This window comes from Bacteroidales bacterium, from assembly GCA_041671145.1.
Classification (GTDB): Bacteria; Bacteroidota; Bacteroidia; order Bacteroidales; family JAHJDW01; genus JAQUPB01.
Map to the genome: position 1 here is coordinate 1 of JBAZBZ010000008.1, position 25,870 is coordinate 25,870.

General features: G+C 31.0%; 23 protein-coding genes and 1 tRNA gene. 15 read left to right on the top strand and 9 right to left on the bottom strand.

Annotated elements, in window-relative coordinates; translation table 11 throughout:
• The first annotated feature begins 318 nt into the window (after positions 1 to 318).
• The 9 genes from WC223_04410 to WC223_04450 all read left to right on the top strand — a co-directional run bounded on the left by WC223_04410 (position 319) and on the right by WC223_04450 (position 9,007).
• Complete coding sequence (locus WC223_04410) at positions 319 to 732, top strand: OsmC family protein (GenBank protein MFA6923478.1); 414 nt, start codon at positions 319 to 321, stop codon at positions 730 to 732.
• A 113-nt stretch (positions 733 to 845) separates the two neighbouring features.
• Positions 846 to 1,733, top strand: coding sequence for a J domain-containing protein (locus tag WC223_04415; GenBank protein MFA6923479.1), 888 nt, complete (start codon positions 846 to 848; stop codon positions 1,731 to 1,733).
• A gap of 131 nt (positions 1,734 to 1,864) precedes the next feature.
• The gene (locus tag WC223_04420) at positions 1,865 to 2,164 is read left to right on the top strand and encodes a chaperone modulator CbpM (GenBank protein ID MFA6923480.1); all 300 of its coding nucleotides are present in this window, start codon (positions 1,865 to 1,867) and stop codon (positions 2,162 to 2,164) included.
• 439 nt (positions 2,165 to 2,603) lie between these two features.
• Entirely contained in the window at positions 2,604 to 2,858 is a 255-nt protein-coding gene (locus WC223_04425; GenBank protein ID MFA6923481.1) for a YtxH domain-containing protein, read from the top strand.
• A 43-nt stretch (positions 2,859 to 2,901) separates the two neighbouring features.
• Positions 2,902 to 3,243 carry a phage holin family protein gene (locus WC223_04430; GenBank protein ID MFA6923482.1) on the top strand — a complete coding sequence of 114 codons (342 nt, stop codon included), beginning with the start codon at positions 2,902 to 2,904 and terminating at the stop codon, positions 3,241 to 3,243.
• Between the two features lie 6 nt (positions 3,244 to 3,249).
• Complete coding sequence (locus WC223_04435) at positions 3,250 to 3,654, top strand: hypothetical protein (GenBank protein MFA6923483.1); 405 nt, start codon at positions 3,250 to 3,252, stop codon at positions 3,652 to 3,654.
• Positions 3,644 to 4,774, top strand: coding sequence for an AI-2E family transporter (locus WC223_04440; protein MFA6923484.1), 1,131 nt, complete (start codon positions 3,644 to 3,646; stop codon positions 4,772 to 4,774). Before WC223_04435 ends, WC223_04440 begins: the two co-directional genes overlap by 11 nt.
• Before the next feature lie 503 nt (positions 4,775 to 5,277).
• Entirely contained in the window at positions 5,278 to 6,336 is a 1,059-nt protein-coding gene (locus WC223_04445) for a pesticidal protein Cry7Aa (protein MFA6923485.1), read from the top strand.
• Between the two features lie 250 nt (positions 6,337 to 6,586).
• Positions 6,587 to 9,007 carry a glycosyltransferase gene (locus tag WC223_04450; protein MFA6923486.1) on the top strand — a complete coding sequence of 807 codons (2,421 nt, stop codon included), beginning with the start codon at positions 6,587 to 6,589 and terminating at the stop codon, positions 9,005 to 9,007.
• A gap of 34 nt (positions 9,008 to 9,041) precedes the next feature.
• Here WC223_04450 and WC223_04455 read toward each other — a convergent pair whose 3' ends face one another.
• A complete protein-coding gene (locus WC223_04455) occupies positions 9,042 to 10,316 on the bottom strand; it encodes a hypothetical protein (GenBank protein ID MFA6923487.1) in 1,275 nt (424 codons plus the stop codon).
• Positions 10,313 to 11,032: a type III pantothenate kinase gene (locus tag WC223_04460; protein MFA6923488.1), complete on the bottom strand. Its 720-nt coding sequence runs from the start codon at positions 11,030 to 11,032 to the stop codon at positions 10,313 to 10,315. The genes WC223_04455 and WC223_04460 overlap by 4 nt, the downstream gene beginning before the upstream one ends.
• Before the next feature lie 217 nt (positions 11,033 to 11,249).
• Here WC223_04460 and WC223_04465 point away from each other — a divergent pair.
• Positions 11,250 to 11,322: transfer RNA gene (locus tag WC223_04465), tRNA-Phe, on the top strand.
• A 303-nt stretch (positions 11,323 to 11,625) separates the two neighbouring features.
• Complete coding sequence (locus WC223_04470; protein MFA6923489.1) at positions 11,626 to 11,835, top strand: LuxR C-terminal-related transcriptional regulator; 210 nt, start codon at positions 11,626 to 11,628, stop codon at positions 11,833 to 11,835.
• A 29-nt stretch (positions 11,836 to 11,864) separates the two neighbouring features.
• On the opposite strand, the gene WC223_04475 is transcribed toward WC223_04470, so the two are convergent.
• From WC223_04475 to prfB, 4 genes are all read right to left on the bottom strand, one after another.
• A complete protein-coding gene (locus WC223_04475) occupies positions 11,865 to 13,019 on the bottom strand; it encodes an ATP-binding protein (protein MFA6923490.1) in 1,155 nt (384 codons plus the stop codon).
• 170 nt (positions 13,020 to 13,189) lie between these two features.
• Entirely contained in the window at positions 13,190 to 13,810 is a 621-nt protein-coding gene (coaE, locus tag WC223_04480; protein ID MFA6923491.1) for a dephospho-CoA kinase, read from the bottom strand.
• 162 nt (positions 13,811 to 13,972) lie between these two features.
• Complete coding sequence (gene miaA, locus WC223_04485; protein MFA6923492.1) at positions 13,973 to 14,908, bottom strand: tRNA (adenosine(37)-N6)-dimethylallyltransferase MiaA; 936 nt, start codon at positions 14,906 to 14,908, stop codon at positions 13,973 to 13,975.
• 92 nt (positions 14,909 to 15,000) lie between these two features.
• Positions 15,001 to 16,090, bottom strand: a protein-coding gene (prfB, locus tag WC223_04490; GenBank protein ID MFA6923493.1) for a peptide chain release factor 2 whose coding sequence is annotated in 2 segments (ribosomal slippage) — positions 15,001 to 16,026 and positions 16,028 to 16,090 — 1,089 coding nt in all. Because the reading frame shifts where the segments join, the coding sequence is not laid out codon by codon here.
• 482 nt (positions 16,091 to 16,572) lie between these two features.
• On the opposite strand from prfB, the gene WC223_04495 reads away from it, so the two are divergent.
• Positions 16,573 to 19,170 carry a YCF48-related protein gene (locus WC223_04495; protein ID MFA6923494.1) on the top strand — a complete coding sequence of 866 codons (2,598 nt, stop codon included), beginning with the start codon at positions 16,573 to 16,575 and terminating at the stop codon, positions 19,168 to 19,170.
• Between the two features lie 246 nt (positions 19,171 to 19,416).
• On the opposite strand, the gene WC223_04500 is transcribed toward WC223_04495, so the two are convergent.
• Positions 19,417 to 19,884 (bottom strand): regulatory protein RecX, encoded by a 468-nt coding sequence (locus WC223_04500; GenBank protein ID MFA6923495.1) that lies wholly within the window; start codon positions 19,882 to 19,884, stop codon positions 19,417 to 19,419.
• A 221-nt stretch (positions 19,885 to 20,105) separates the two neighbouring features.
• Between WC223_04500 and WC223_04505 the strand changes: the two genes are divergently transcribed.
• Both WC223_04505 and WC223_04510 read left to right on the top strand, forming a co-directional pair.
• Entirely contained in the window at positions 20,106 to 21,449 is a 1,344-nt protein-coding gene (locus WC223_04505) for an amino acid permease (protein ID MFA6923496.1), read from the top strand.
• A 7-nt stretch (positions 21,450 to 21,456) separates the two neighbouring features.
• Positions 21,457 to 22,656, top strand: coding sequence for a hypothetical protein (locus WC223_04510; GenBank protein ID MFA6923497.1), 1,200 nt, complete (start codon positions 21,457 to 21,459; stop codon positions 22,654 to 22,656).
• 119 nt (positions 22,657 to 22,775) lie between these two features.
• On the opposite strand, the gene WC223_04515 is transcribed toward WC223_04510, so the two are convergent.
• Positions 22,776 to 23,435: a hypothetical protein gene (locus WC223_04515; protein MFA6923498.1), complete on the bottom strand. Its 660-nt coding sequence runs from the start codon at positions 23,433 to 23,435 to the stop codon at positions 22,776 to 22,778.
• A 65-nt stretch (positions 23,436 to 23,500) separates the two neighbouring features.
• Between WC223_04515 and WC223_04520 the strand changes: the two genes are divergently transcribed.
• A complete protein-coding gene (locus tag WC223_04520; protein MFA6923499.1) occupies positions 23,501 to 23,950 on the top strand; it encodes a type I restriction enzyme HsdR N-terminal domain-containing protein in 450 nt (149 codons plus the stop codon).
• Positions 23,951 to 24,079: 129 nt separating this feature from the next.
• Here the strand turns inward: WC223_04520 and WC223_04525 are convergent, their stop codons facing one another.
• Positions 24,080 to 25,810, bottom strand: coding sequence for an HAD-IIIC family phosphatase (locus tag WC223_04525; GenBank protein MFA6923500.1), 1,731 nt, complete (start codon positions 25,808 to 25,810; stop codon positions 24,080 to 24,082).
• Between the last annotated feature and the right edge of the window lie 60 nt (positions 25,811 to 25,870).

The following is a 25,870-nucleotide window of genomic DNA, read 5'->3' on the forward strand; positions in this document are numbered from 1 at the left end:
TTATTTATTGGTTAAAATTAATCTGATTAGTTGATACACTTTTTAAATAAATGCAAATGCTCAAAGCCAAATTTTCACACCTCTTACTTATCTTCTGTTTTTCAAAATTTATAAATTAATAAAATCTTAATGTCATTTTAATTTAATCTTAACTGGCACTATAAAGATAAACAATATTTTTATTTATTGTTTAATTTCTCAATTGTCGGAATTTTCGTATTGAAGCAAAAACATTTGAAAATTAATCAGTAAGAAATAATATGATAAACAACCATTGTCGGGGACGGTGGGTTTTGAATAAAAGTAAAAACTAAAAATATGAAACGTACAGCAAAAGCACACTGGTCAGGCAACCTAAAAGAAGGTAATGGTAAACTAACCACTCAAAGTGGTGTTTTAAAAAATACAAGCTACAGTTTCAAAACTCGTTTTGAAAACGAAATTGGAACTAACCCTGAAGAACTACTTGCAGTATCTCATGCAGGATGTTTCACAATGTCTGTTAGCGCAATTTTAACTGAAAAAGGATTGAACCCAACATCTTTAGATACCGAAGCAACAGTAACTATGGAAGGTTTAACTATAACTGGTGTTCATTTATCTATCAAAGGTTCCGTAATTGGTGTTAATGAAGAAGAGTTTAAAGCTATTACAAAGGAAGCGGAAAAGAATTGCCCGATATCAAAAACATTGAAAATTCCTATAAGTTCCGAAGCCCATATTGTCTCTTGAATTTTTATATGATAACAAATATAAAAAAATAACATATCCATATAGATTAATTTTGTGAATTCGATAAAAATTATAATTTTTGTAAAGTATAATTAATACTAACAAATAAATATATGGATTTCATCAACTATTATAAAATATTAGGAATAGATAAAACGGCAACCCAAGCTGACATCAAAAATGCTTACCGAAAATTAGCCAGAAAATACCATCCCGATTTGAATCCTAATAATAAAGATGCTAAAAAGAATTTTCAGCAAATAAATGAAGCAAATGAAGTATTGAGCGACCCCGAAAAACGCAAGAAATATGACCAATATGGAAAGGATTGGAAACATGCCGAAGAATTTGAAAAGGCAAAACATTATCAGGAGCCATCGTCAAAATCGCATGGAGCATGGCATTCCGAAGTGCAATCCGAAGGTGATTTTTCCGATTTTTTTGAATCAATGTTTGGTGGGGCAGCAAGCTATGGTAGAAGCAGGCAAATGAAATACAGAGGAGAAGATTACAATGCCGAACTTCATCTCGAACTCATTGATGCATACAAAACTCACAAACAAACTTTAACGGTAAATGGGAAAAACATAAGAATTACTATACCTGCCGGAATTGAAAATGGACAAACAATTAAAATAGCTGAGCATGGTGGACCAGGAATAAATGGCGGACCTAACGGCGATTTGTATATTACATTTTCAGTAGCAAATCATTCCAAATTTAAACGTTTGGGAAATAATTTATATACAACTACAGATTTAGATTTATATACAGCTGTGTTAGGTGGTGAAATCACAATTGAAGCCTTAAGCGGCAAGGTAAAGCTAAAAGTAAAGCCCGAAACACAAAATGAAAGTAAAATAAAATTAAAAGGTAAAGGTTTTCCTGTTTATAAAAGCGAAGGACATTTTGGAGATTTATATATAACATATTCAATTAAAATACCAACAAATTTAACGGAAAGACAAAAAGCATTATTCACCGAATTGTCTAAATTGTAATTTTGAACTTAACACTGTCAGGGTTTTGTAAATAACAGATACGAAAAATAATACATTTAAACATCTATTTTGGGACACCCCTGACAAGGTTTTGAGCTTTGAGCATGAGTTCAATTTTTAAAAATAAAGCAATGCAAACAAAAAAATTAATAGCCGTAAATGAATTCTGCATAAATCATAACATTGAGATTTCATTTATCAATTCATTACAACAAACCGGATTGATAGAAATTACCACAATTAAAGAAACAGGGTTTATTGATGCAGAGCAGCTTCAACAATTAGAGAAAATTATTCGCTTCTATTACGAATTGGATATTAATCTGGAAGGCATTGAAACTATCACTCATTTATTACATCGAATAAATTCTATGCAGGATGAAATTACCCTACTCAAAAACCGTCTCCGTCTTTATGAAATAAATGAATAATATCTGAACTATTCATTTACCTTTATTTATAGCATTTTTTCTACAAAGCTATTGGTAGCTGCAAAACTTTTAAATCAGATAAACTGATTTTCCAAAAGCAACTAATTCGAAAATCAAAATTCAGAAAATCATAAAATTTAATTCCTTTTAGGGCAGTTACAAAAACAATTTTTTATAAAAAGGTTAAGTTTTAAACTTAATGTGTGAATGATGTAACTCTTTTCTGAAATTGTGTAACACTTTCCTGAATTAATGAACTCATCTTTGTACTGCGAATTCCAATACTTTGTATAAATTCTAATTAATAAAATTTTAATGTCATTTTAATTCAGTCTTAACTAATGCTAACATAATAAAAAATATTTTTACCACACTAAAGTTTAATTAAAACAAAAAATATTTAGTATCTCTTTTTATAAACAATTCAAAAACAAAAATTATGAGTTCAGGAAAAGTGTTATTAGGCGTATTAGCTGGTGTCGCTGCCGGTGCATTGCTGGGAGTTTTATTTGCCCCCGAAAAAGGTTCGGAAACCCGAAAAAAAATATCTAAAAAAGGAGAGGACTATGCGGATGCATTAAAAGAAAAATTCGATGAATTTCTTGAAGGTATTTCCGAAAAATATGAAAAGGTAAAAGAAGAAGTTTCCGACTTTGCTCAACACACACAATGCAAATCATCAGAAGTTAAATAAGATAAAAAACTGCCGTAGGTTAAAATTTTATAAAACCGAAGCTATGGATGACAATGCAAAGTTAGTTGAAACACTGCTGGAAAGAGCTGCCGAATATGTTAAATCAAGCTATGAGTTAGTAAAGCTCAAAGTTACTGACAAAACATCGGATGTTGCTTCCACATTCATAACTCATTCTATTATCTTTGTTTTAGTTATGTCGTTCTTGCTTTTTTTCAATTTGGGATTAGCATTTTGGCTCGGTGAAATTCTTGGTGAAATCTATTTCGGCTTTTTTGTGGTAGCTGCTTTTTATGGCATTATAGCAATTTTTCTACATTTCTTTATGTTCAAACGGATTAAAAAACTTATTTGCAATTATATTATTAAAAATTTGCTAAAATAAAATTATATGCAAGAAATAACAACCATTTCCGGGCTTAAAAATGCAATTCAGTTATTAGAAGTTGAGCAAGCTGCTAATGAGCATCTATTGAAAGAACAATTCCACCATACCTACGAGAGTTTAAAACCCGTTAATATTCTAAAAAGTACTTTGCATGATATTGCATCATCGCCGTATTTGATTAATAATATTTTAGGCACTACCACAGGATTAGCTACGGGTTATCTTACAAAAAAAATAGCTGTGGGTTCATCAAAAAATATTTTTAGAAAGCTTATCGGCTCTGTTTTGCAGTTTGGTGTTACAAACGTTGTTGCGCAACATCCTGACACTATTAAATCAATTGCTCAATTTATTTTTCAAAATATTTTCAATAAAAAAGAAACAAATTCTAAAAGTTGTGATATATAAAGAATTAAAATTACCATTTTATATAAAGGCAACCATTTTTCTGGTTGGTTTATTTGCCCTGGTTACGATGTTGTATATCGCTCAAAGAATTATTATCCCTATTATTTTCGCAGTTATTATAGCAATTGTATTGCATCCTGTCGTAAATTTTTTTTTAAGAAAAAAAATAAACAGAGTATTAGCTATTGTTCTTACATTATTTCTTGCTTTTTCAGTAATTTCTGCTTTTGTTATTCTTTTATTTTCGCAAGCAATAAGATTTAGCGAATCATTGCCGATGCTGGTTGATAAATTTACGGTAATACTCAACCAAGCCATTACTTGGGTTTCGGGTTTTTTCGATATAAATCCCCAAAATATCCATGACTGGATTACAAAAACCAAAGGTGAACTTATAAATACCGGCAGCGATGCAATAGGGCAAGCACTCGTTACTGTTGGCAACGGAATAGTAATATTGTTTTTATTTCCCATTTATATCTTTTTAATATTATTTTATCAACCTCTTTTGATTGAGTTCATACGCCGAATCTTTGGTATAAGTAACAAGAAGTACGTAAATGAAATAATTACTCAAACCAAAACACTTATTCAACGCTATATAAGAGGATTACTTTATGAAGCTGCAATCGTAGCAACTTTATATTCTGCGGGCTTGCTGATTATTGGTATTGACTACGCCATCCTGCTTGGACTTATTGCTGCATTGCTCAATATAATTCCATACATTGGAGGTGTTATAGCAGCATCCTTATTTATGATTGTTGCAATAACTACAAAAAATTCTGCCTCATATCCACTCATGGTTTTGGCACTCTATATAACCATACATTTAATAGATAATAATTTTATCATTCCAAAAGTAGTAGCTTCAAAAGTCAAATTAAATGCATTAATATCTATAATCGTTATCATTACTGCAAGTGCATTGTTTGGCATTCCCGGCATGATTATTTGCATTCCCGTTACAGGAATTGTAAAACTCATTTTCGACCATATAGAACCTTTGAAACCATGGGGATTTTTATTAGGCAACACAATGCCTCCGTTATTGAAAATTAAACCAATTCGCCTGAGGCGGATAAAACATAAATCTCTCGAATTATATAGTAAAAATTAATAAAATTATAAACTTATTTTATTCGTAAATTATTTTGGTAATTGCCACGACCTTTAGGTCGTGGAGAAGAAATAAAATAGTAACATGGCTTTAGCCAAAAACAAATTTAAATATGACTTATACCAAAGTGTTGATACATTATATATGGTCAACTAAAAATCGAGGGCATTTAATTAATGATGAATTGAACTATTTTGGCTAAAGCCAATATTAACTTTATTAAACAATCCACGACCTAAAGGTCGTGGCAACCAATTTAATAGTTACAGAACTGTTATTTTATTATTTTTACCCACATAAATCGTTATAGAACCATTATTTTTAATTTTTATTTGTGAATATTTCTTTGTACCTTGCGGATAATATTTTATTTTTTGCATGTAATCCTATCGAGTGAAGTGGCTGAATAGTTATGGGGGAATAGAACTCTCCGTCCCAAACAGCGAGAAATTTTACCTGAAAAACATTATACCAATTTTTAAATAAATAAAAAAATATTCTACATGATGGAAGTAAAAAAAGAAGGCATTTTACTGAATAAAACCAATCTTGAATTCGAAAACGAAGGTGTACTAAATCCCGCAGTAATACGTGAGGGTGACAATGTTCATATTTTTTACCGCGCAGTGCGAAAAGGAAATTATTCCACTATCGGTTATTGTAAGCTTGATGGTCCGCTCAAGATTGTAGAACGAAGCGATAAACCTGTAATTATTTCCGAATTTGAGTATGAATCGCACGGTGTTGAAGATGCCCGCATTGTAAAAATTGATGACTTGTACTATCTCACATATACAGCTTACGATGGAATTAATGCACAGGGAGCATTAGCTGTTTCAACTGATTTGAAGAATTTTGAAAAACGCGGAATAATTGTACCTCCCGTTACTTATGTCGAATTCTTGTATCTTCTCGAATCGGCAGAAAGAGTAAATAAAAAATATTATCTAAATCATAAGTTTTATTATAGGGAAGAAAATATTGGAAAGAAAATATTGTTGTGGGACAAAAATGTTATTTTTTTTCCCAGAAGAATAAACGGCAAATTATATTTTCTTCACCGTATCAGACCGGGCATTCAGATTGCAGCTATAAATGACTTACAAGAACTCACTAAAGAATTCTGGAGAAACTATTGCATGAATCTGAAAAAAAATATTTTGATGGACCCTTTGTGCAAGCATGAATCAAAATACATTGGCGGAGGTTGCCCCCCGATTGAAACAGAACACGGATGGTTATTAATTTATCACGGCGTGGAAAAAACTCCCAATGGAAATGTGTATTCGGCTTGTGCAGCTTTGCTGAAACTTGATGAGCCATCAAAAGTAATAGCCCGTTTGCCTTACGCATTATTTTCACCGGAACGCGAATGGGAATTAAACGGAGAAGTCAACAATGTGGTATTCCCAACCGGAACAGCCCTGTTTGGAGATACTCTTTATATATATTATGGTGCAGCCGACGAACAAATTGCCTGTGCTTCCTTAAGTTTGTCGGCATTAGTTAATGAACTATCAACTTACACGTGTTTAGCACGAAAAAATACAGTTAAAAATTAACATTAGTTTGCAAGAAAGCGCTGACAGTGTTAAAGCTGAATATTTAAAAGTTTTCATTCAAGCACTAATTAAATTTTAATTGTTTTTTAACAACGTTTTAATAAGCTTACTTTTTATATTAAATACTTTTGAACACTCAAAAACTTTCATATTTTTTTAATAAAAAACAATGCCATATTTAATTTTATAAATGAAAAATATGTAAAGAAATAAATTATGTTAAATCTAAATTACTTTATCTCTCAAACAAATGAAAAATAAAAATGTTTTTAATTCCTATGATACTACTCAGTTAAATGATATTATTTTTGGAACAATAAAAAATGATGTAATTACAAATAACAGAATTCGTCATTCGCACCATATTCAGGATAACCAGTTGCCTGAAATTCTATTCATAACCTCATACCCGCCAAGGGAATGTGGCATAGCAACTTACTCACAGGATTTGATAAATGCAATTGACAACAAATTCAAACATTCATTTTCAATAAAGGTTTGCGCCCTCGAAACAAAAGATGAAAAATATCAATACGATGATAAAGTAAGTTATGTGATGGACACTTCGAATTCAGTAGAGTATCCGAAGTTAGCAGACAAAATCAATCAAAACGAAAATATTAAAATTATTGTAATACAGCACGAGTTTGGTTTCTTTCAGCTATCCGGTGGAAATGATTTTCTTCAATTTTTAAATCAACTCACAAAACCTATAATTCTTGTTTTCCACACTGTCCTGCCACGTCCTGATGAACGTTTTAAAGAAATGGTAAAGGGTTTGGTGGCAGCTTGTAAATCTGTTATTGTAATGACAAATACTTCCAAAGGAGTGTTGGAGCAGGATTATGGAATACCTCCGGAAAAAATAGAAGTAATTGCACATGGCACTCATTTAGTTTCAAATAACGACAAGACTTTTCTCAAAGAAAAATATGGATTGAAAGGACATAAAGTACTTTCAACATTTGGATTGCTAAGTTCAGGTAAAGGTATTGAAACCACATTAGATGCATTACCTGCTATTGTTAAAACAAATCCGGAGGTAATTTTTCTGGCAATTGGTAAAACTCATCCGGGAGTAGTAAAATCGGAAGGAGAAAAATACAGGCAAATGCTCGAAGAAAAAGTTATTTCTTTAAATATTGAAAAGCATGTAAAGTTTATCAATCAATATTTAGACCTGCCGGTTTTATTGGAATATCTGCGTATGACCGACATTTACCTATTTACTTCCAAAGACCCTAATCAGGCTGTGAGCGGTACTTTTTCGTATGCAATGAGTTGTGGCTGTCCTATTATTTCAACCCCGATAGCACAAGCACGCGAAATGCTTGATGAACATACAGGAATTGTTATCGATTTTCAACATTCACAGCAGTTAGCTGATGGAGTTATGCGATTACTTAAAAATGAATCTTTACGAAAAGACATAAGTTTAAATACTTTGCACAAAATAGCTCCTACAGCATGGGAAAATTCGGCTATTGCACACGGATTGCTTTTTGAAAAAACGCTGGAACATAAATTCTCATTACAATACAGCACACCGGCTATAAATCTTAATCACATAAAACAACTTACTACTAATTTTGGAATGATACAATTTTCGAAAATCAACCATCCCGATATTAGCTCGGGATATACACTTGATGATAATGCACGGGCTTTGGTGGCAATGTGCATGCACTACGAATTAACACAGGAAAAGTCGGATTTAACTCTCATGAACAATTATCTTAACTTCATTAAGCACTGCATTCAGCCAGATGGCGCTTTCTTAAATTATGTGGATAAAGACGAACAATTTACTAATCAAAATAGCCAAACAAATTTAGAAGATGCTAATGGCAGAGCGATTTGGGCATTGGGTTATTTAATTTCCAAAAAACATTTAATCCCTTTGGAAATGACTGAAATTGCGGAGGAATTGATAAAAAAATCAGTACAACATACTGCAAAAATGTTCTCATCACGGGCTATGGCTTTCAACATTAAAGGGTTGTATTACTATAACCGCGAATTTAATTTGCCTTCAATTACAGGGCTTATAGAAATTCTTGCCGACAGACTTGCCGCTATGTACGAACATGAATCGGAAAATAACTGGAACTGGTTTGAGAGCTACCTTACTTATGCTAATAGCATATTGCCCGAAGCAATGCTTTTTGCATGGTTATCTGTTAAAAAATTCAGTTATTTGAATATCGCAAAAAAATCATTTGACTTTTTGCTGTCACAAACTTTTAATAAAAACGAAATAAAAGTTATCTCTAATAAAAGTTGGCTTTCTAAGGGAGGAGAACGCGAATATTTTGGCGAGCAACCTATTGATGTCTCTTATACAATCATGGCTTTACATTCATTTTACAAAAGATTTAAAGATGAAGAATATTTGAATAAGCTTAAAATAGCTTTCAATTGGTTTTCGGGTAATAACCATTTGCACCGTATAATTTACAATCCATGCACAGGTGGGTGTTATGATGGTTTGGAAGAATATCAGGTAAATCTCAATCAGGGCGCAGAGTCAACGGTAAGTTATCTGATGGCTAGATTAACCATTGAGAAATATAAAAATTCAGCTAATCCAATCAAACCTCAGTTACATAGTTATAAAAGGATATATACAAAACAAAGAAAAAGTTTTTATTCAAGCGAAGTTAAAGTATAATTTAGTGTTCGAGAAACTTTTTAGCGAATCACCCTTAGTAATATTTCTGTCTTAAAAACCATAAGTCGCAGAAAGAAAAGTTGAGAGCTGCTTTTACATAAGATTCTTTTATGAGGTTGTTGCTTATTGTACCTCTTTGTCCTATTTCAAAACCTAAATTTATGAGTGAATTTGTTTTTCGCAGAGGTAAATCAAATCCAAAAGTAATTCCATACTCATTTAATTTCGTGTTTTTCAATTGCAGATAAGTGTTTGCAAATCGAAACCCGAGTTTATAATGTATTTTTTGAAAATATCCTTTAATTGAATTCGCATTAGGTATGTATTGAGTACCAAGACAAATTTGGATACTGTTGATTAAAGAATCGCTTTGTCCGAAATACCTGTATGCCGACCAGTTCTGAATTGCAAAATCCCCGCCGACAAGAAATTTTTCACTTTTACTAAGAACAAAACCAATTCCATAACTTGAAGGAAAAGCAATTTTACCTTTAATACCGGAAACATTTATTATAGTATCTCTTGTATATGAATAGCCACTTTTATTTATAAAATTTGTGGATAACGTATCAATTTTAGCTCTTACATTTTTTGTGTTATTATAAACAAAACCAATTGTAAGCGACCAATCTTTTTTTAGTTTTATCTGATATTGCAGCCCAAAATCGAAATTAAAATCTCCGGCATTTGTGGAATTTACAATTTTATAATTATAAATATTACTTATGTCAATAAAAGTAACAGTGCGGATAAAATTCAATGTACCGAATAAATATGAAGCATTAAATCCTGCCGAAAGATTTTTTAAAATCTTAAAGGAATTTCCTATATAAAATTTATTAATACCTCCGCTTCCATTATAAAAATATTGAACATTGCCGATACTATCAATGTATTCGTTACTTGAAATTTTATATGCCACATTGCTGTACGGAACCAAACCAATGCTACCCGACCACCAGCGTGTAATCGGAAAACCAAAAAGCAAACTTGAAAAAGTAGTATTATTTGTTTGCTGCGACAAGGTATCAGTTCGAAGTTTACAGTATGTATTAATTACACCGACATTAAAAACTATTGAGGAAGTGTCGAAAGAAGTATATGATGCAGGGTTCGAAAAATTAACAGTATTTGAACTTCTAAGACCGTAACTTAAACCGCCCATTGAAATATTTTTAGAAGTACGATTATAAAGTATATCACCGATGCCATATCTGGAATAAGGTGAATTGACACCACTATTTTGTGAAACTGCAGAAAAACCGGCAGCCACAAAATAAAAAATTATCGGAAAAATTTTCTTTATCATTTATTAAATCTAAGTATTATATTCAAGCCCTTCAAAACAAGATTTGGTTCAGCAAAGATGCTATTTTTTATTCTATTATCAAAAATAATAATATCTCCTCCTGTAAGAATTATTTTTAAATCCCTGAATTTCATTTTGTATTTTTCAATTATGCCATCAACTTCAGCTTTAATTCCATTGAATACTCCTGTTAAAATAGAAGTTTCTGTTGTGTCTCCGAGCAAATTATTTATTTCTTTTCGCTTTACCAACGGTAGTTGAGCGGTAAAATTGTGCAGCGCTTTTAAACGCATATCAAACCCCGGAGAAATATTTCCTCCCAGATATTCATTTTTACTGTTTATTAAATCATATTTAATACAAGTACCAATATCAATTACCAGAATATTTTTTTTCGGAAAAATAAAATTAGCGCCTACTACACTTGCTATCCTGTCTTTGCCGAGTGTTTCGGGAGTTTTATATAAATTTTTTACGGGAAGTTTTGTTTTAGTTTCAAGTTTGATTATTTTATTTCTTTTTATAAATGATTTTATAAAAATTTCTGATTCCCCAACAACACTTGAAATAATGATGTTTTTAATGTTTTTTTTAAAAATATATTTTTTAATATTTTTAAATTTATTTCTTTCAAAAATTTTTACTTCAAGCAGTTCGTTCTCATTAAAAAAACCAAGTTTTATACAGGTATTTCCGAAATCAATTGCAAGATTCATAATATTGCTTTAAAATATTTTAATTTTATATTATAAACGGTTAAAAATTTAGTTTTTACTGAAATAAAATTGTTTTATTGTTCAATTGTTATAAATCAACCATTGACAAATGACTATTTTCATCAAAGATAGACAAGTTTTTTAAGTACTTAAATTCTCATAGAAAAAATATTTTAAAGTTAAAAATAAATTGTATATTTGCATTCTTTATTATGGAGGCGTCGTAGCTCAGTTGGTAGAGCAGCGGACTGAAAATCCGTGTGTCACTGGTTCAACTCCAGTCGATGCCACAAAATAAAACACGAAAAGAGTTGAAAATGTTGAGTTTTTAGCTCTTTTCTGTTTTAGTTGCATAAACATTTTAGATTTTGCTATAAGATTTTTCTCACATCATCAATGTCTCGAATCATGAGCTGCACATTGATATTACTACTATTACCGAAATTCTGCAAGCCGGAGCATCGGGTTATATTTTAAAAAATACCGGCAAAACATAATTATTAGAAGCCATTCAAAAAGTTATTAATAATGAAACCTATTACAGCACCGAAGTTTCAGATACATTAATAAACAGCTATATTAAAAATGAAAAATTGACTGACGCTGATATTATTGAATTAACTGCCCGCGAAAATGAAATACTTCAACTAATCGCTAAAGAATATTCCAACCAAAGCATTGCCGAAAAATTATTTATAAGCGAACGAACCGTTGAAACCCACCGAAAAAATATTTTCCGGAAAACTAATACCAAAAGCATTGTAGGTCTTATTAAATATGCCTACGAACATAAACTGATATAATCCTTAGAATAAGTGAACATTCGAATTTCTTATGTGCTCGGTTTTGTTATAAAATCCAAATAATTGTCATGTGTAATAACAGAATAATTGCTTTCAGGATAAGATTCTTTCCATGCACTTGGAACTTTCACTTTTTTAATGTTCTTCCATTTAATCTCATAAGCAAATAAATTTCCTTCCCTTTCTTCTATCCAGTCAATTTCTTGTTGATAATAGGTACGCCAAAAATAATTATTTGCAATCATCCCCGTGTAATGCTGAAATTTAATTCTCTCCGACAATAAATAATTTTCCCATAATTCTCCTATATCATTCCGTGTTGAAATAGGATTAAAATTGGCTATTAAAGTATTTCTTATTCCATTGTCATAAAAATACCATTTGTTCATTTTGGTTATCTCCTTTCGCATGTTTCGGCTAAACCCCGATACTTTATATATAACAAAAACTTTAGCTAATAAATCCAAATATTTTTCTACTGTGTTCCTGCTCATTTCTAACTGTCTTCCTAATTCATCTAATGATACCTCTTTGCCAATCTGAAAAGCAATCAGACGAAGCAGGTTTATCATCTTTGAAGAGTTTTTTGTTCCATCATGCTCCAGAATATCTTTTAATAAATATGAATTTACCAACTCTTTTAAATATGCTGCCTTTTCTTCATTATTTATATATTGTATTAATTCCGGGTAGCTTCCATATATCAATCGTTCTTCTAACAATGACCTCGTTTGAACAAGATTTTCCTCTTGTGAATATTCCATCTGCGATAACGGGTAAAGATTAAATGTTATTTTTCTTCCGGTTAATGGTTCTCCCAACTGATTAGATAAATCAAACATTGATGAACCTGTTGCTATAATCTTTATGCTTTTTATTTTATCAACCATTAACTTTAATATTAACCCTATATCCGGAATTTTTTGAGCTTCATCTATTATCAGTATTTTGTATTTTCCTGTAAGTCGCTTATAGTTTTCTACAGTACGTAGTTTTAGAATTTCAACGGTTGAGCTATCTTCTCCATTAAGCTCAAGAAACGATTCTCTGATATCTTCTTTTTCTAAATGTTCTATAAAGGAAGTTTTACCAACCCTTCGGGCACCGAGCAATAACATTACTTTATTAGGGAGCATTTTTTTTAGAAAAGCTTTTCTGATAGCTCTTTTTATATATTTTGCCATAAAAATTATTTAATGGGTCAAATTTAATATAAATTTATAAATAATGAAGCAATTTGCCTGAATTTCTTCATTCAATTGAACGAATTTACCCGAATTCGTTCAAATTACTTGCTTAATATAACCACCCTGCATGGAACAAATTTAATTATTTTTATCACAGAATCTGTGGCTTACTTCAATACCAAATTAACAATACTTTTACCTTTCTCTTTTCCTGTAATCTTTTCGAGTATTTTTAACACTTGCGGAATAACCATTTGTTTTTCGTCATTATAAATAACAAAGTCGGAAAGTTTTACTTTTTTTTCATCATCAATCTGACTTTTTATTCTTTGTAAAATATTTTCTTTTGTGGCATTATCGCGTTTCATAATTCTTCTGATACGAAGTGCTCGAGGAGCATGAACAGTTATAACATAATCGAGTTTTTTATTTATTTTGCTTTCGAAAATAATTGCTGCATCAAGAATAACATAATTTGTTTTTTGCTTTTCTGCCCATTTAAAAAAAACATCAAATAAAAACGGATGTACTATTGAGTTCAGTTTAACGAGCTTTTCCTTTTTGTTGAATGCAATTTCTGCAATATATTTTTGATTTAATTTATTTTTTTTGTCGAATGCTTTTGTTCCAAATTCTTTTTTTAGTAATGCTTTCAGAATTTTCTTCGTGTTCATTATTTTTTTTGCTTCAACGTCGGCATTGAAAACAGGAATTCCAAGACATTTAAAAATATCGCAAACTATTGTCTTTCCGCAACCAATACCTCCTGTAACTCCAACTTTCATCATAAAACGAATATTTTATTTTTCAAATTTATTGTTTTTTAAGTTCAAACATTAAAATTCAACAAAATTTATTTTTTCGGTAAACTTTGTATCTGATTATTTTGTCTATGTTGTAAAAAAATACATTGAAAATTATTTTAAAACTCTGATTTTATTTGTATGTTTTTAATCTGTAAATCTGTGGCAAATTTGATTTATTTTTTCTTCAGTCGTTAAATTTCCATTGAGCCAGTCGATTTTAATTCCATTTTTCTCCATCCGTCTAAACCACGTCATTTGCCGCTTTGCGAACTGATGTATTGCAATGTTCAATTTTTCAAACATTTCATTATAAGTAATTTCGTCGGAAATATATTGTGTGATAAATTTATATTCCAATCCATAATATTTGAGCTTGTCAGCCGAAACGCCTTTATTAATAAGATTTTTTACCTCATCAACCATTCCCGATTCAAGTCGTTTTTTTAATCTTTCGGTAATTCTTTTTTTAATAAGAGCTCTTTCAAAATAAATTCCAAAAACATCTGATTCGATTTTTTGAAATTCGGTTTTATTAGTTTGAATAGAATTGTAGTGTGCTATTTCTATTGCTCTTATTAATCTTTCGCGTGAAGATGTATCGGTAGTATTATGCAAACTTCGATATTCGGAAAGTATTTTAATCAGTTCATCATTTGTTTTTGCATTTAATTTTTCTCTGAGTTTATCATCAGTAGGAGCATCAATTAATTTATATCCTTTCAAAACAGCTTCCAAGTATAAGCCCGAACCACCGCAAAATATAGGTTGTTTATTTTTAAAAATAATTTCTTTATAAACTTTATTAAAATCATTCAGATATTCGTAAACATTGTATTCATAACCGGCTTCAACAATATCAATAAGATGGTAAGGAATTATTTTCCCGTCAACATTAAAATCGTTTAAATCTTTTCCTGTGCCTATATCCATTCCGCGATACACCTGACGTGAATCTGCACTTATAACTTCACCATTAATTTGTAAAGCAAGATTTGCAGCGAGAGAAGTTTTGCCTGTCGCCGTAGGACCGAGGATGGTAATTAGTTTGTGGTTTGTAGTTTGTGGTTTGTAGTTATTCATTTTTTAGTTGTCGGTTGCCAGTTGTCAGAGTAGTTTTTTAATGACCAATGACTTTATACTTGCATACTGCCAACTGCCGCTGCCAACATTTTCTATTTGCCCCCGAACTGTATGAGATATGCTTTGATAAAATCTTCGAGGTCGCCATCCATCACTGCTTGCACGTTTGATGTTTCAACTGTTGTTCGTAAATCTTTCACCATTTTATAAGGATGCATTACATAACTGCGAATCTGCGAACCCCATTCGATTTTCTTTTTATTTCCTTCAACTTCGGCAATTGCTTCTTTTTTCTTTCGGAGTTCCATTTCGTATAATCGTGATTTAAGCATCTGCATTGCCTTTTCCTTATTCTGCAACTGCGAACGGGTAACCTGACATTCGACAATAATGCCAGTTGGTGCATGACGCAGACGAACTGCCGTTTCAACTTTGTTTACATTTTGTCCTCCGGGACCGCTTGAACGGTAAGTATCCCAAGAAATGTCAGCAGGATTAATATCAATCTGAATATTTTCATCAATAATCGGACAAGCAAAAACAGAAGCAAAAGAAGTGTGCCTCTTGTTTGCAGCATCAAACGGTGACAACCTCACTAAGCGATGAACTCCGCTTTCGCCTTTCAGATATCCATAAGCGTATTCTCCTTCAATTTCAAGCGACACTGATTTTATTCCTGCAACTTCACCTTCCTGCATATCCAATTCTTTCACTTTGTAATTATTCCTTTCACTCCATCGCATATACATACGCATAAGCATCTGAGCCCAATCCTGACTTTCGGTACCGCCGGCACCCGAATTGATTGTTAAAATTGCACCAAGCACATCTTCTTCGGCACCAAGCATTCTTTTAAATTCAAGAGCTTCCAATAATTTTAATGTAGTATTATATTGCTGCTGCAAATCATTTTCTGTTGCAGAACCATCGTTGAAGAATTCAAAAATCACATTAAGGTCATCTGAACTACCTGTTAATTCACTAAAAGCATTAGTCCAGCTTTTTTTCAGCTTAATATTTCTTAAAATTTTTTCTGCTTCTTTTGAATTATTCCAGAAATCGGGAGCTTGGGTAAGTAATTCTTCTTCTTCAATTTGTTTTAATTTGACTTCGATGTCAAAGAAACCTCCTCAACGCTTCAATGCGTTTGCCAATGTCTTTTATTTGTTCCTGTGTGAGCATAATTTAATTTTGAAAGATGCAAAGTTATAAAAAAAAATTTAATTGTTTGTGGTTTGTAGTTTGTTGTTAACGCAATTCATACCTGACTACCGACAGGCATCATACATCATACTTCAGTATACAGGAAGCTCATAAACATGATATATTGATTTCTGTGATTAATAAGTTTATTACATAATTTTTATTTGAAAAAAATAAATGTTGAAAAAGAAAAAATGAAGCTTTGAAATAAATTATAATTTACCATTTACGTATTTTTTTATACCGGTTACTTATTCAAACTTACCGGAAACTTATTTTCTGTTTTTTTTAGAAAGTTGTTTTTGTAGGTTTACTTTAATAATAAAAATCCCTTTCAAATGCAAAACAAAATATTTTAATAAGCAACAAAAAATATATGTCTAAATAAAAGAAAGGAGGTAAAAATAAATTCAACTTACTTATTTTTAAATACTTTTGTAAAAAATTAAAAACTAAAAACCATGAAAAAAAATTTCTTTTTATTAATTACATTGTTTTCAATAAACATTGTAATTGCACAAACTGCGGCTAATTACACATCAGTTAAATTTGTTAACACCGATACAGGTTATGTGGTGGGTTCAGGTGGAACAATACTGAAAACCATTAATGGCGGCAATAATTGGATAAAACAAAATAGTGGGATAACGTCAAATTCTTTTTACAGTGTTTTCTTCAATAATTCTAGCACTGGCTATGTCTCGGGTGAAGGTGAAATAATATTAAAAACTACTGATGAAGGAACAAACTGGGTATGCCAGAATTCTGTATCTTATTTAACAAGAAAATTTTCTCAAATATTCTTCCCAAATTCAAATATTGGTTATGCCGTAGGCAGTTATAAAGGGAAAATTTTCAAAACAACAAACGGTGGGACAAATTGGGTGCAACAAATTTCGGGAACAACAAGAAGTTTAAGTTCTGTTTATTTTACTGATATTAACACAGGTTATATAGTTGGCTTGAATGATACAATATTAAAAACTACTGATGGAGGAAATAATTGGATAAAACAAACTTCAGCAACTTCAAAAAGTTTAACTTTTATTTATTTTCAAAACTCAAATATAGGTTATGCTGTGGGTGGAAGTGGGGCGATAATAAAAACCACTGACGGAGGCACTGACTGGGCAATACAAACAAGTGTGACAACTAATATTTTAAATTCAATTTATTTTTCAGATCCAAATACAGGTTTTGCTGTTGGCAATAATGGTACAATAATAAAAACCACTGACGGAGGCGACAATTGGGCAACACAAACAAGCGGAACAACTAATAATTTAACTTCTGTTTATTTTACACTCCCAAATACGGGGTATGCAGTAGGAGGTAATAATACTATACTTAAAACAACAGATGGAGGCGCTCACTGGTTTACGCAAAACAGTACATTTGAAACATTAGACATAAATAATATCAGCGCCCGAATTAATAATAATAATGACCTTTTTTGGGACCTTCAAAGCCATCCTAAGTTTGAAGTGCCAAAGGGAAGTGGAAGATGCGCCGTTTTTAATTCAACCTTATGGATTGCAGGACTTGATTCTATTGATTCTTTACATGTTGCGGCACAACTATACAATTCAAGTGGTAGTGATTTTTGGAGTGGCCCGATTTCCAATGTATATGACCCGGTATATGACAGTAAGTGGAATTTAATTTGGAAAATAAACAAATCCGATATTGATTACCATAAACTTCATTATGCTGATGCAGGATATATTCCTATTAATTCAATAGCCACATGGCCTGGTAATGGTGATACAGCATTAGGGCAAGCAGAACAATTAGCTCCATATTATGATACAAACGGAGATAATCTTTATAATCATTTAGATGGCGATTATCCTTTAATTAAAGGCGACCAGGCAGTTTTTTTTATTATAAATGACGATAGAGGTATTCACACCGAAAGCAAAGGAAAAAAACTTGGAATAGAAATGCAATGTATGGCTTATGCTTACAATTGCAGCGACTCTGCTTTCTGGAATACGATGTTTTTAAATTACAAAATTTTCAATCGTTCTTCGCATACTTACGATAGCATATATGTTGGGAATTTTACAGATTTTGATATTGGTGGTGCATGGGATGATTATATTGGATGTGATGTTCAGCGTGGAGCTTTTTATGGCTATAATGGAGATTTGGAAGATACACCATCCAGTGGAGAATTAGCTTATGGTGCAAAGCCGCCAATGGAAGCATGCACTGTTCTGGGAGGTCCTTTATTAGACCCTGACGATACTGATAATCCTGATAGCATTGGCTATGGAATAAACGGTTTAAATTTCGGTGACAGCATAAAAGATAATGAGAGATTTGGTTTATGCAATTTCTTTTATTTTAACAACTCAAATGGACCCAATGGTAACCCCAATAATGCAACTGAATATTATTCATACTTAAAAGGTTTATGGAGAGATGGTATGCACTTAACATATGGAGGAAACGGACACGATGGCACTTGTGGTCCCGAAGCTAACTTTATGTTTCCCGGAAATAGCGACCTGTTGCATTGGGGAACAAATTATGCAACGCCAAATTGCAACGTAAACAATTGGACAGAAAAAACAGTGGGGAATGTTCCTTATGATAGAAGAGGTTTTGGTTCAATGGGACCTTTTACATTTATGCCGGGAGCTGTTGAAGAAATTGATTTAGCATTTATATATGCAAGAAATTTTAGTGATTCAAATAATTTTGCAGCTTATCCTATAATGCAACAACGTATTGATACTATTAGAAAATACTTTACTAACAACACTCCGTGCGAACAAATTCCAGCATATATAAATAAAAGAATTAATACAAACAATAGTAAATTATTAATTTATCCTAATCCTGCAACAAACAATATTACAATAGAAATACCAAAAATAACGGAAGGAAGCACTATATATGTTTGTAACATTAATGGACAAGAATTAATAAAACAACGTACAAATACAAGTAAAACGAAACTTGATGTCAGCACTTTGCCAGGTGGTGTTTACTTTGTAAAAGTTGTAAATGAAAAAGGAGTTAATTTAGGGAAGTTTGTGAAAAGTGAATAATTGAAAGAAAAAAGAGGCTCAAAAAGCTCTCTGGGTAACTCTGTGCATTCTCAGTGACTCTCTGTGTAAATTTTTATTTTATTGTTACACAGAGAGCCACTGAGTAATAAATGAGAACCACAGAGAAAAAATATTAAAATTTTACTTTTGAGGACAACTTAAGAAAGTAAAAATACAAAACCTAACAGCAGAAATCTGTTAGGTTTATTTCAGTTCACAATAAAAAGAACTTCTATAGATATTTCATTACAAATCCTCATTAATCACATCCCACACAAGTTCCGGTTCAAACCCACGTGAAATAGCATATTGCGATAATTTGTTTTTTCTTTTCAAATCATTCTTTTCTTTAATTTCTTTTTCTTTTTTTGAAATAATTTCTTTAAGTGTTTTGTAATATTCTTTTCTGTCAATTTCTGATAAAGCTTTATTTATGCAATATTCAGTAATTTTTCGTTTTTTAAGTTCTGTTTTTATTTTATTTTTTCCCCACTTTTTAATTCTGAATTTTCCTCTTGCAAAAGAAGTTGCAAAACGTTCTTCATTAATAAATCCTTCGGTTATAAGTTTTGAAATAATTCCTTCAACATGTTCCTTGTCCATTCCCCATTCATAAAGTTTTTTTCTTACTTCAGAGTGAGCTCTTTCCTGATAAGCGCAAAACTTCTTTGCTTTTTCAATTGCAACAAGGGGGGTTATTATTTTTGATTTCACAAACTTTACTTTAATTTATCTGCAAATATAATATAGTTTGTTGTTTAAAATGTTTGTTGTTTGTAGTTAAAAGTTCTCGATGAATTATTTTAAGCAATTAAACATAAAATATTTATTTACTAATGACTTAATGACAAATGACTATTTTTTTAAATGTCTTTTTTTATTTCTTTTAATTTTTGTTACTTTGCAGCGATTTTTAAAAACCTGCCGGAGAATAAATGTTATCAAAGGGATTATTAGCAAGAATTGGAATTGTAACATCAACATCTTTTGTAGTTGCAAACATGATTGGTGGAGGAGTTTTTGGCTCGCTTGGTTATCAACTTGCCGGCATACATGATATGTTTTCAATCATGCTGTTGTGGATAATAGGTGGATTAATGGCACTTTGCGGAGCATTATGTTATGGTGAATTAGGTGCTGCAATGCCACGTTCGGGAGGCGAATATCATTATTTATCAAAAATATATCATCCGGCAGTTGGATTTCTTTCCGGTTGGGTATCAGTTACAGTAGGTTTTGCCGCTCCAGTTGCTGCTACATGCATACTTTTTGGCGGATATGCAAAAAGTATATTTCCGGTATTATCACCTGTTTTGCTGGCAATTTCAGTACTTATCTTAATAACAACTGTTCATAGTATCGGAATTTATCTTGGAAGCAGGTTTCAGAATATTTTTACAATACTTGAAATTTTATTAATTCTTGTTTTTATCTTTTCCGGCTTTTTTTTAACACCTGAGTCGCAAAAATTTTCAGTAATGCCAACTTCTTCATCATTAACCAGCATATTCAGTTCTTCATTTGCAGTATCTCTTGTTTTTATTTCTTACGCTTATTCCGGATGGAATGCTTCTGCTTATATTGCAGGTGAAATTAACGAGCCGCAGAAAAAATTACCACGTTCTTTGCTCACAGGAACTTTGCTCGTTACTGTTTTATATGTTTTTCTGAATTATATTTTTTTATATTCATCACCTGTAAGTGAATTAGTAAATCAAAAAGAAATCGGATTTATATCTGCAAATAATATCTTTGGTGCTTTTGGAGGAAGAATTATGGGAGCAATGATTTCCATTTTACTTATTTCTTCAATTAGTTCGATGATATTTGTGGGACCGCGCGTTACGCAAGTTATGGGTGAAGATATCCCTTCAATAAAATTTCTTTCAATAAAAAATCTGAAAGGAATTCCGGTTTATGCAATTGCATTGCAGTTTATCATAAGTTTGTTTTTTATTCTTACATCCACTTTTTCAACTGTCATCACTTATATAGGTTTTACTTTAAATCTTTTTACATTTCTCACAGTACTCGGATTGTTCGTTCACAGATATAAATTCAAGAATACCGACAGACCTTATAAAACTTTAGGATATCCAGTTACTCCGATTATTTTTTTAATAATTTTATTATGGATACTTGTAAGAATATTATTGATGGCACCTTTAAATTCGTTTATTGATTTTATTAAAAATCCGGCAATAGCTGGCTTTGGTACAGTTTTAAGCGGATTGATTTTTTATTATTTAAGTAAAATAAAACTAAAAAAAGAGAACTGATATTATTATGAAGACAAATTATTTTAAAAGCATACAGACGATTATTGTGGCTTTTGCTTTATTAGTATTCTTTTCCTGCAATAATGAAAAGCCCAAAGAAAAACCGTTAGAAAACAAATCTAAAGACAGTGCACAGTTGGCAGTTAATAATAAATCAAAACCAATTGAAATCAATAAAAATTACGACGATATTGCAAAATATCTTGCAGGAATGAAACCTGACAGTAACGGTGGTCTTTCAAACCTCTGCAGTAATCCGGTATGGAAAAAATACTTTGCTATTTCTAATTATAAATGGACGGATTTCCATTCAAAAAAGACAACAGTAATTCGAAGCTGGAGTAACAAGGAATTGAGCGATGTTGAAAAGAACAGTCAAATTATTTTTTATCCGTTTAGCGGTCCTGATATTTTGCATGCTTTCACCTTTTTTCCAAATGCAAAAAAATATATAATGATTGGCTTGGAGCCTGTTGGCACTATACCTAGCCCTGAAACTTTTGGCAAAGATTCTCTGAAATCATATCTGGAGCTATTAACACAAACAATAAATGATGCATTATGCCTGAGTTTTTTTAAAACAAAAGACATGAGCTACGAATTGAATAATCAGGACATAGACGGAACAATTCAGATTATTATGCTCTTCCTTGCAAGAACAAACAATGAAATTACAAATATTAAACCCGTTGAAATCAATAATGATGGAAACATAGCATATCTTAACGATTTTACAGGATTTAAAAAACAAAAAGGTAATAACAAAGGTGTTGAAATTTCTTTTAAAACAAAAAATACCGATTCTCTGAAACAGGTTTATTATTTTTCAATTAACCTTTCAAATGAGGGATTAACAAACAATAAAAAAGCTAAATTATTTCTTGACAAAATTGATAATGGAGTTACAACCTTTATCAAATCTGCTTCATATCTCATGCATAAAAGTTGGTTTTCAATGATAAGGAGTACCATACTAAGTAAAAGTAAATATATTTTACAGGATGACTCCGGAATAGGATTTCATTTTTTTAATAAAAATGATTGGAATATTCAGTTATACGGAACATACACCGAACCAATAAAATTATTTAAAAATGACCTCGAAGAAGACCTAAAACAAGCTTATACCGAAAATTCAAAACCGCTTTACTTCCGAATTGGTTACGGGCGTAATTCAAATTTATTGCTTGCAAGAAAAAAATCATAGTATTGTTTAAAGTTTAATGTCTACAGTTTAAAGTCATGCATATTGAACTTCAGAGACATAAGATTAAGATTAACAATAAAAAAAATTATACTACAAACGGTTTAAATTTTAAACAACTTCTAAAACGCTTCTTTCGGTTTTTGTCCATCCGAACCTTTCAGATTCATAAGTCGGTTAAATGCCTTTCCTAATCGAGAGGATAGATTATACTCGTAGCTTGCATTACTGAATTTGAATGTTATTGAAAAAATCTTATTGCTAAATTTGTTTGCATAGCTGTTATTGCTGAAAACATGAGAAAATCCACTGTCGTTGTCATTAAGATTAAAAATTATAGTGCTTTTAGGATTATCAACTGCTACAGTTTTTGTGGGGTCGAGTTTTGTGAAATCAATCGTAACTGTTATTATTAAATCCTTTGGACAAGCTGATTTTTCAACAGGTGTGGTTATTAAAATAAGCTTGTCTGTATTATCAAATGAAAAATTAGTTATTTTCCAATCGCAGACAATAAAACCGTCTTTGCTTTTAAAGTGTATAACTGATGGATTAAAAGTTTTAAGTTTATTAATAATCCATGCTCGCGTTTCTTCCAATGTAGGTTCTTTAACAACTTCTTTCTTCACAGTATCGGTTTTCAAAGTATCGGTTTTTGTATTTATATTTTTGGAATGAGTGCTCTTTTTTGTATAATGCTTATGGGGAGTTTGTGAATAAACGAACTTCGCACTACCGAAAAGAAAATAAAAAACAATTATTATAGAATATAAAATTTTCATCTTTACATAGTTTTAGTCATGTAAAATTATTTAATTTTATGAAAAAATCAAATTAAAATTTATAAATGCAAAAATTAAATCTTCCCGAATACGAATTTATTTATAAAACTACTGGTTCAGAAACATTTATTTTTGATATTCTGCGAAAGAAATATATTTTGCTAACCCCTGAAGAATGGGTGAGACAGAACTTCGTTCAATATTTGATTCACGATAAAAAATTTCCTAAATCTCTTATAGCAATTGAAAAATCAGTAAAATATAACAAGTTGATAAAAAGATTTGATTTACTTGTTTACGATAAATCGGGCAAACCTTTTGTAATTATTGAATGTAAAGCTCCAACCGTCGAAATTTCTCAAAACACTTTCGATCAGATTGCAAGATATAACATGACATTAAAAGTAAAATATCTGATTGTTACAAACGGAATGCAGCATTATTGCTGTGTTATGGATTACGAAAAAAACGATTATTTTTTTCTAAAAGAAATTCCCGAATATTCCAACCTGTAAAAAGTTTTACTAATTTTATTTGCGATAAAGTTTCTCAAAATACTTTGTGTTACTTTGTGCTATACTTTGAGTCCTTTGTGGTAATTTTTAAAAAAAAATAAACCACGAAGTCACACGAAGAAAATGCAATTATTTTTCAGAAATAAAGTATTTATGTTTTTTATAATCGGTTACTAAAAGTTCCCACAAATTATTTTTTTGAATAAACTCAAGATTTTTATAATGTTCTTTCACAAGCTCATTCTTTTGGGTAGTAATATATTCGCCTATAATTTTTTTTATATTGTTTTCTTTTGCCAAATCAACAATTTTGTTTAAAAGCAAATTTTCAACACCGCGTTTCAAAACCCTGCAACTCATAAGCCATGTATCAATAAAGAAAATGTCTTGTTTTTTTTCTAAAATTATTAAACTAATTAATCCATAATCACCGAATTTATCTTCAAGAGTAACAAACAAAGTCAGGTATTGAGCCGACTTCATTATTTTAAAAATATCTTCTTCGGAATACCTTATTGTTCTCAGGTTATACTGATTTGAACGTTGGGTAAGCTGTGCTATTCGGGGAACATAAAAATCCTCAAATGGTTTCACAACTGCTTTCATTTCCAAACTTTCAAGATACTCATCAATATTTGTAAAACCTTTTTGCAATTCGATTCTTTTTGCTTCTTCCTGATATTGTTGGGTTCTTTTAGTATCTTCTCCTGAAAGTGTTGCTGTTTCAAATAAATTTAAATTTCTCAGATATGATAAATATTCTGAAGGGTCTTCGGGTAATTCGGGCACAGTAATTTCAGGAAGTGTACTCCTAACCATATTTCTTTCAAAAGAATAGTCATCAATAAAAACCATTGAATCAAAACCAATATTCAAAACTGATTTAATGTATTTTATATTGTCAACTTTATTTTCCCAGTTAGCAACGAATACTGCGATATCATCAAGTTTCAGAACCATATCCGGGTGTTTCAGAAATGGTTCTTTTGCAATATCCTCATAATTTTTACTGCAAACTGCAAGAATTATCCCGCGTTCTTTTAATTGCTTGAGCCACTTCTGAAAATCGGTAAATGCATTGCCTATTACGAAATCACCTATTTGAATATTATTCATTCCGTCATCGCCGATAACTCCTCCCCACAAAGTATTATCCAAATCAAGAATCAAACATTTATTTATTCTTCCTTTTACAGCTTTAATTATGTCGATAATATTTTTTGCAAGATAAGGGTGAAAATCAACGCTGAAAACTATTTTTGAAGTAACATAATTTTTCTCATCAAAACAGAATTTTGCTCCAAGCAAATTGTACAAGCTGCAAACATCGTTAATAAAAACATTTCCATAATTGCGGGAAATGTTCATTAATTCAAAATTAATTTTTCTCAATTGGTAAATAAAAGATTCTTCAGTTTTATTTGCATAATTTCCAAAAACAGAATCATTGATTTCATTGAAATTACAATGAATTATTGCTGTTGCGATTTTTGAATTTATATTTTTCCAGAAATCTTTTTCTTTTTTTATAACAGAATCAGCAAATTTTGATTTATCGTGCGAGCCATAAAAATCATCAAGAAGTTTTTGTGATGATTGAAAGAGTAAAATGAAGTCAGGCTTGAATTTATAAAGTTCGGAATTATAATCATAAATCTGATTTTCGATCTGAGCAAAGTCAGCTTCAAAAATATTCGGATTTAATTTTTCTTCATAACCAAAACCTTTTAAGGCAATATTGAGAAGTTGTGTAGAAGAATCGCCAAGTATAGCAATTTTAATTTCAGGAAAACCGGAAAAATCTTTTTTTAGATTTTTTTTAAGTTGATTGAAAGTTATATTTGAAATTTCTTGACTCATCAATATGTTAATAAAAATTTCTCGCTGAGTTTCGCAGGCCTTTTTAAAATCGTAAATCCT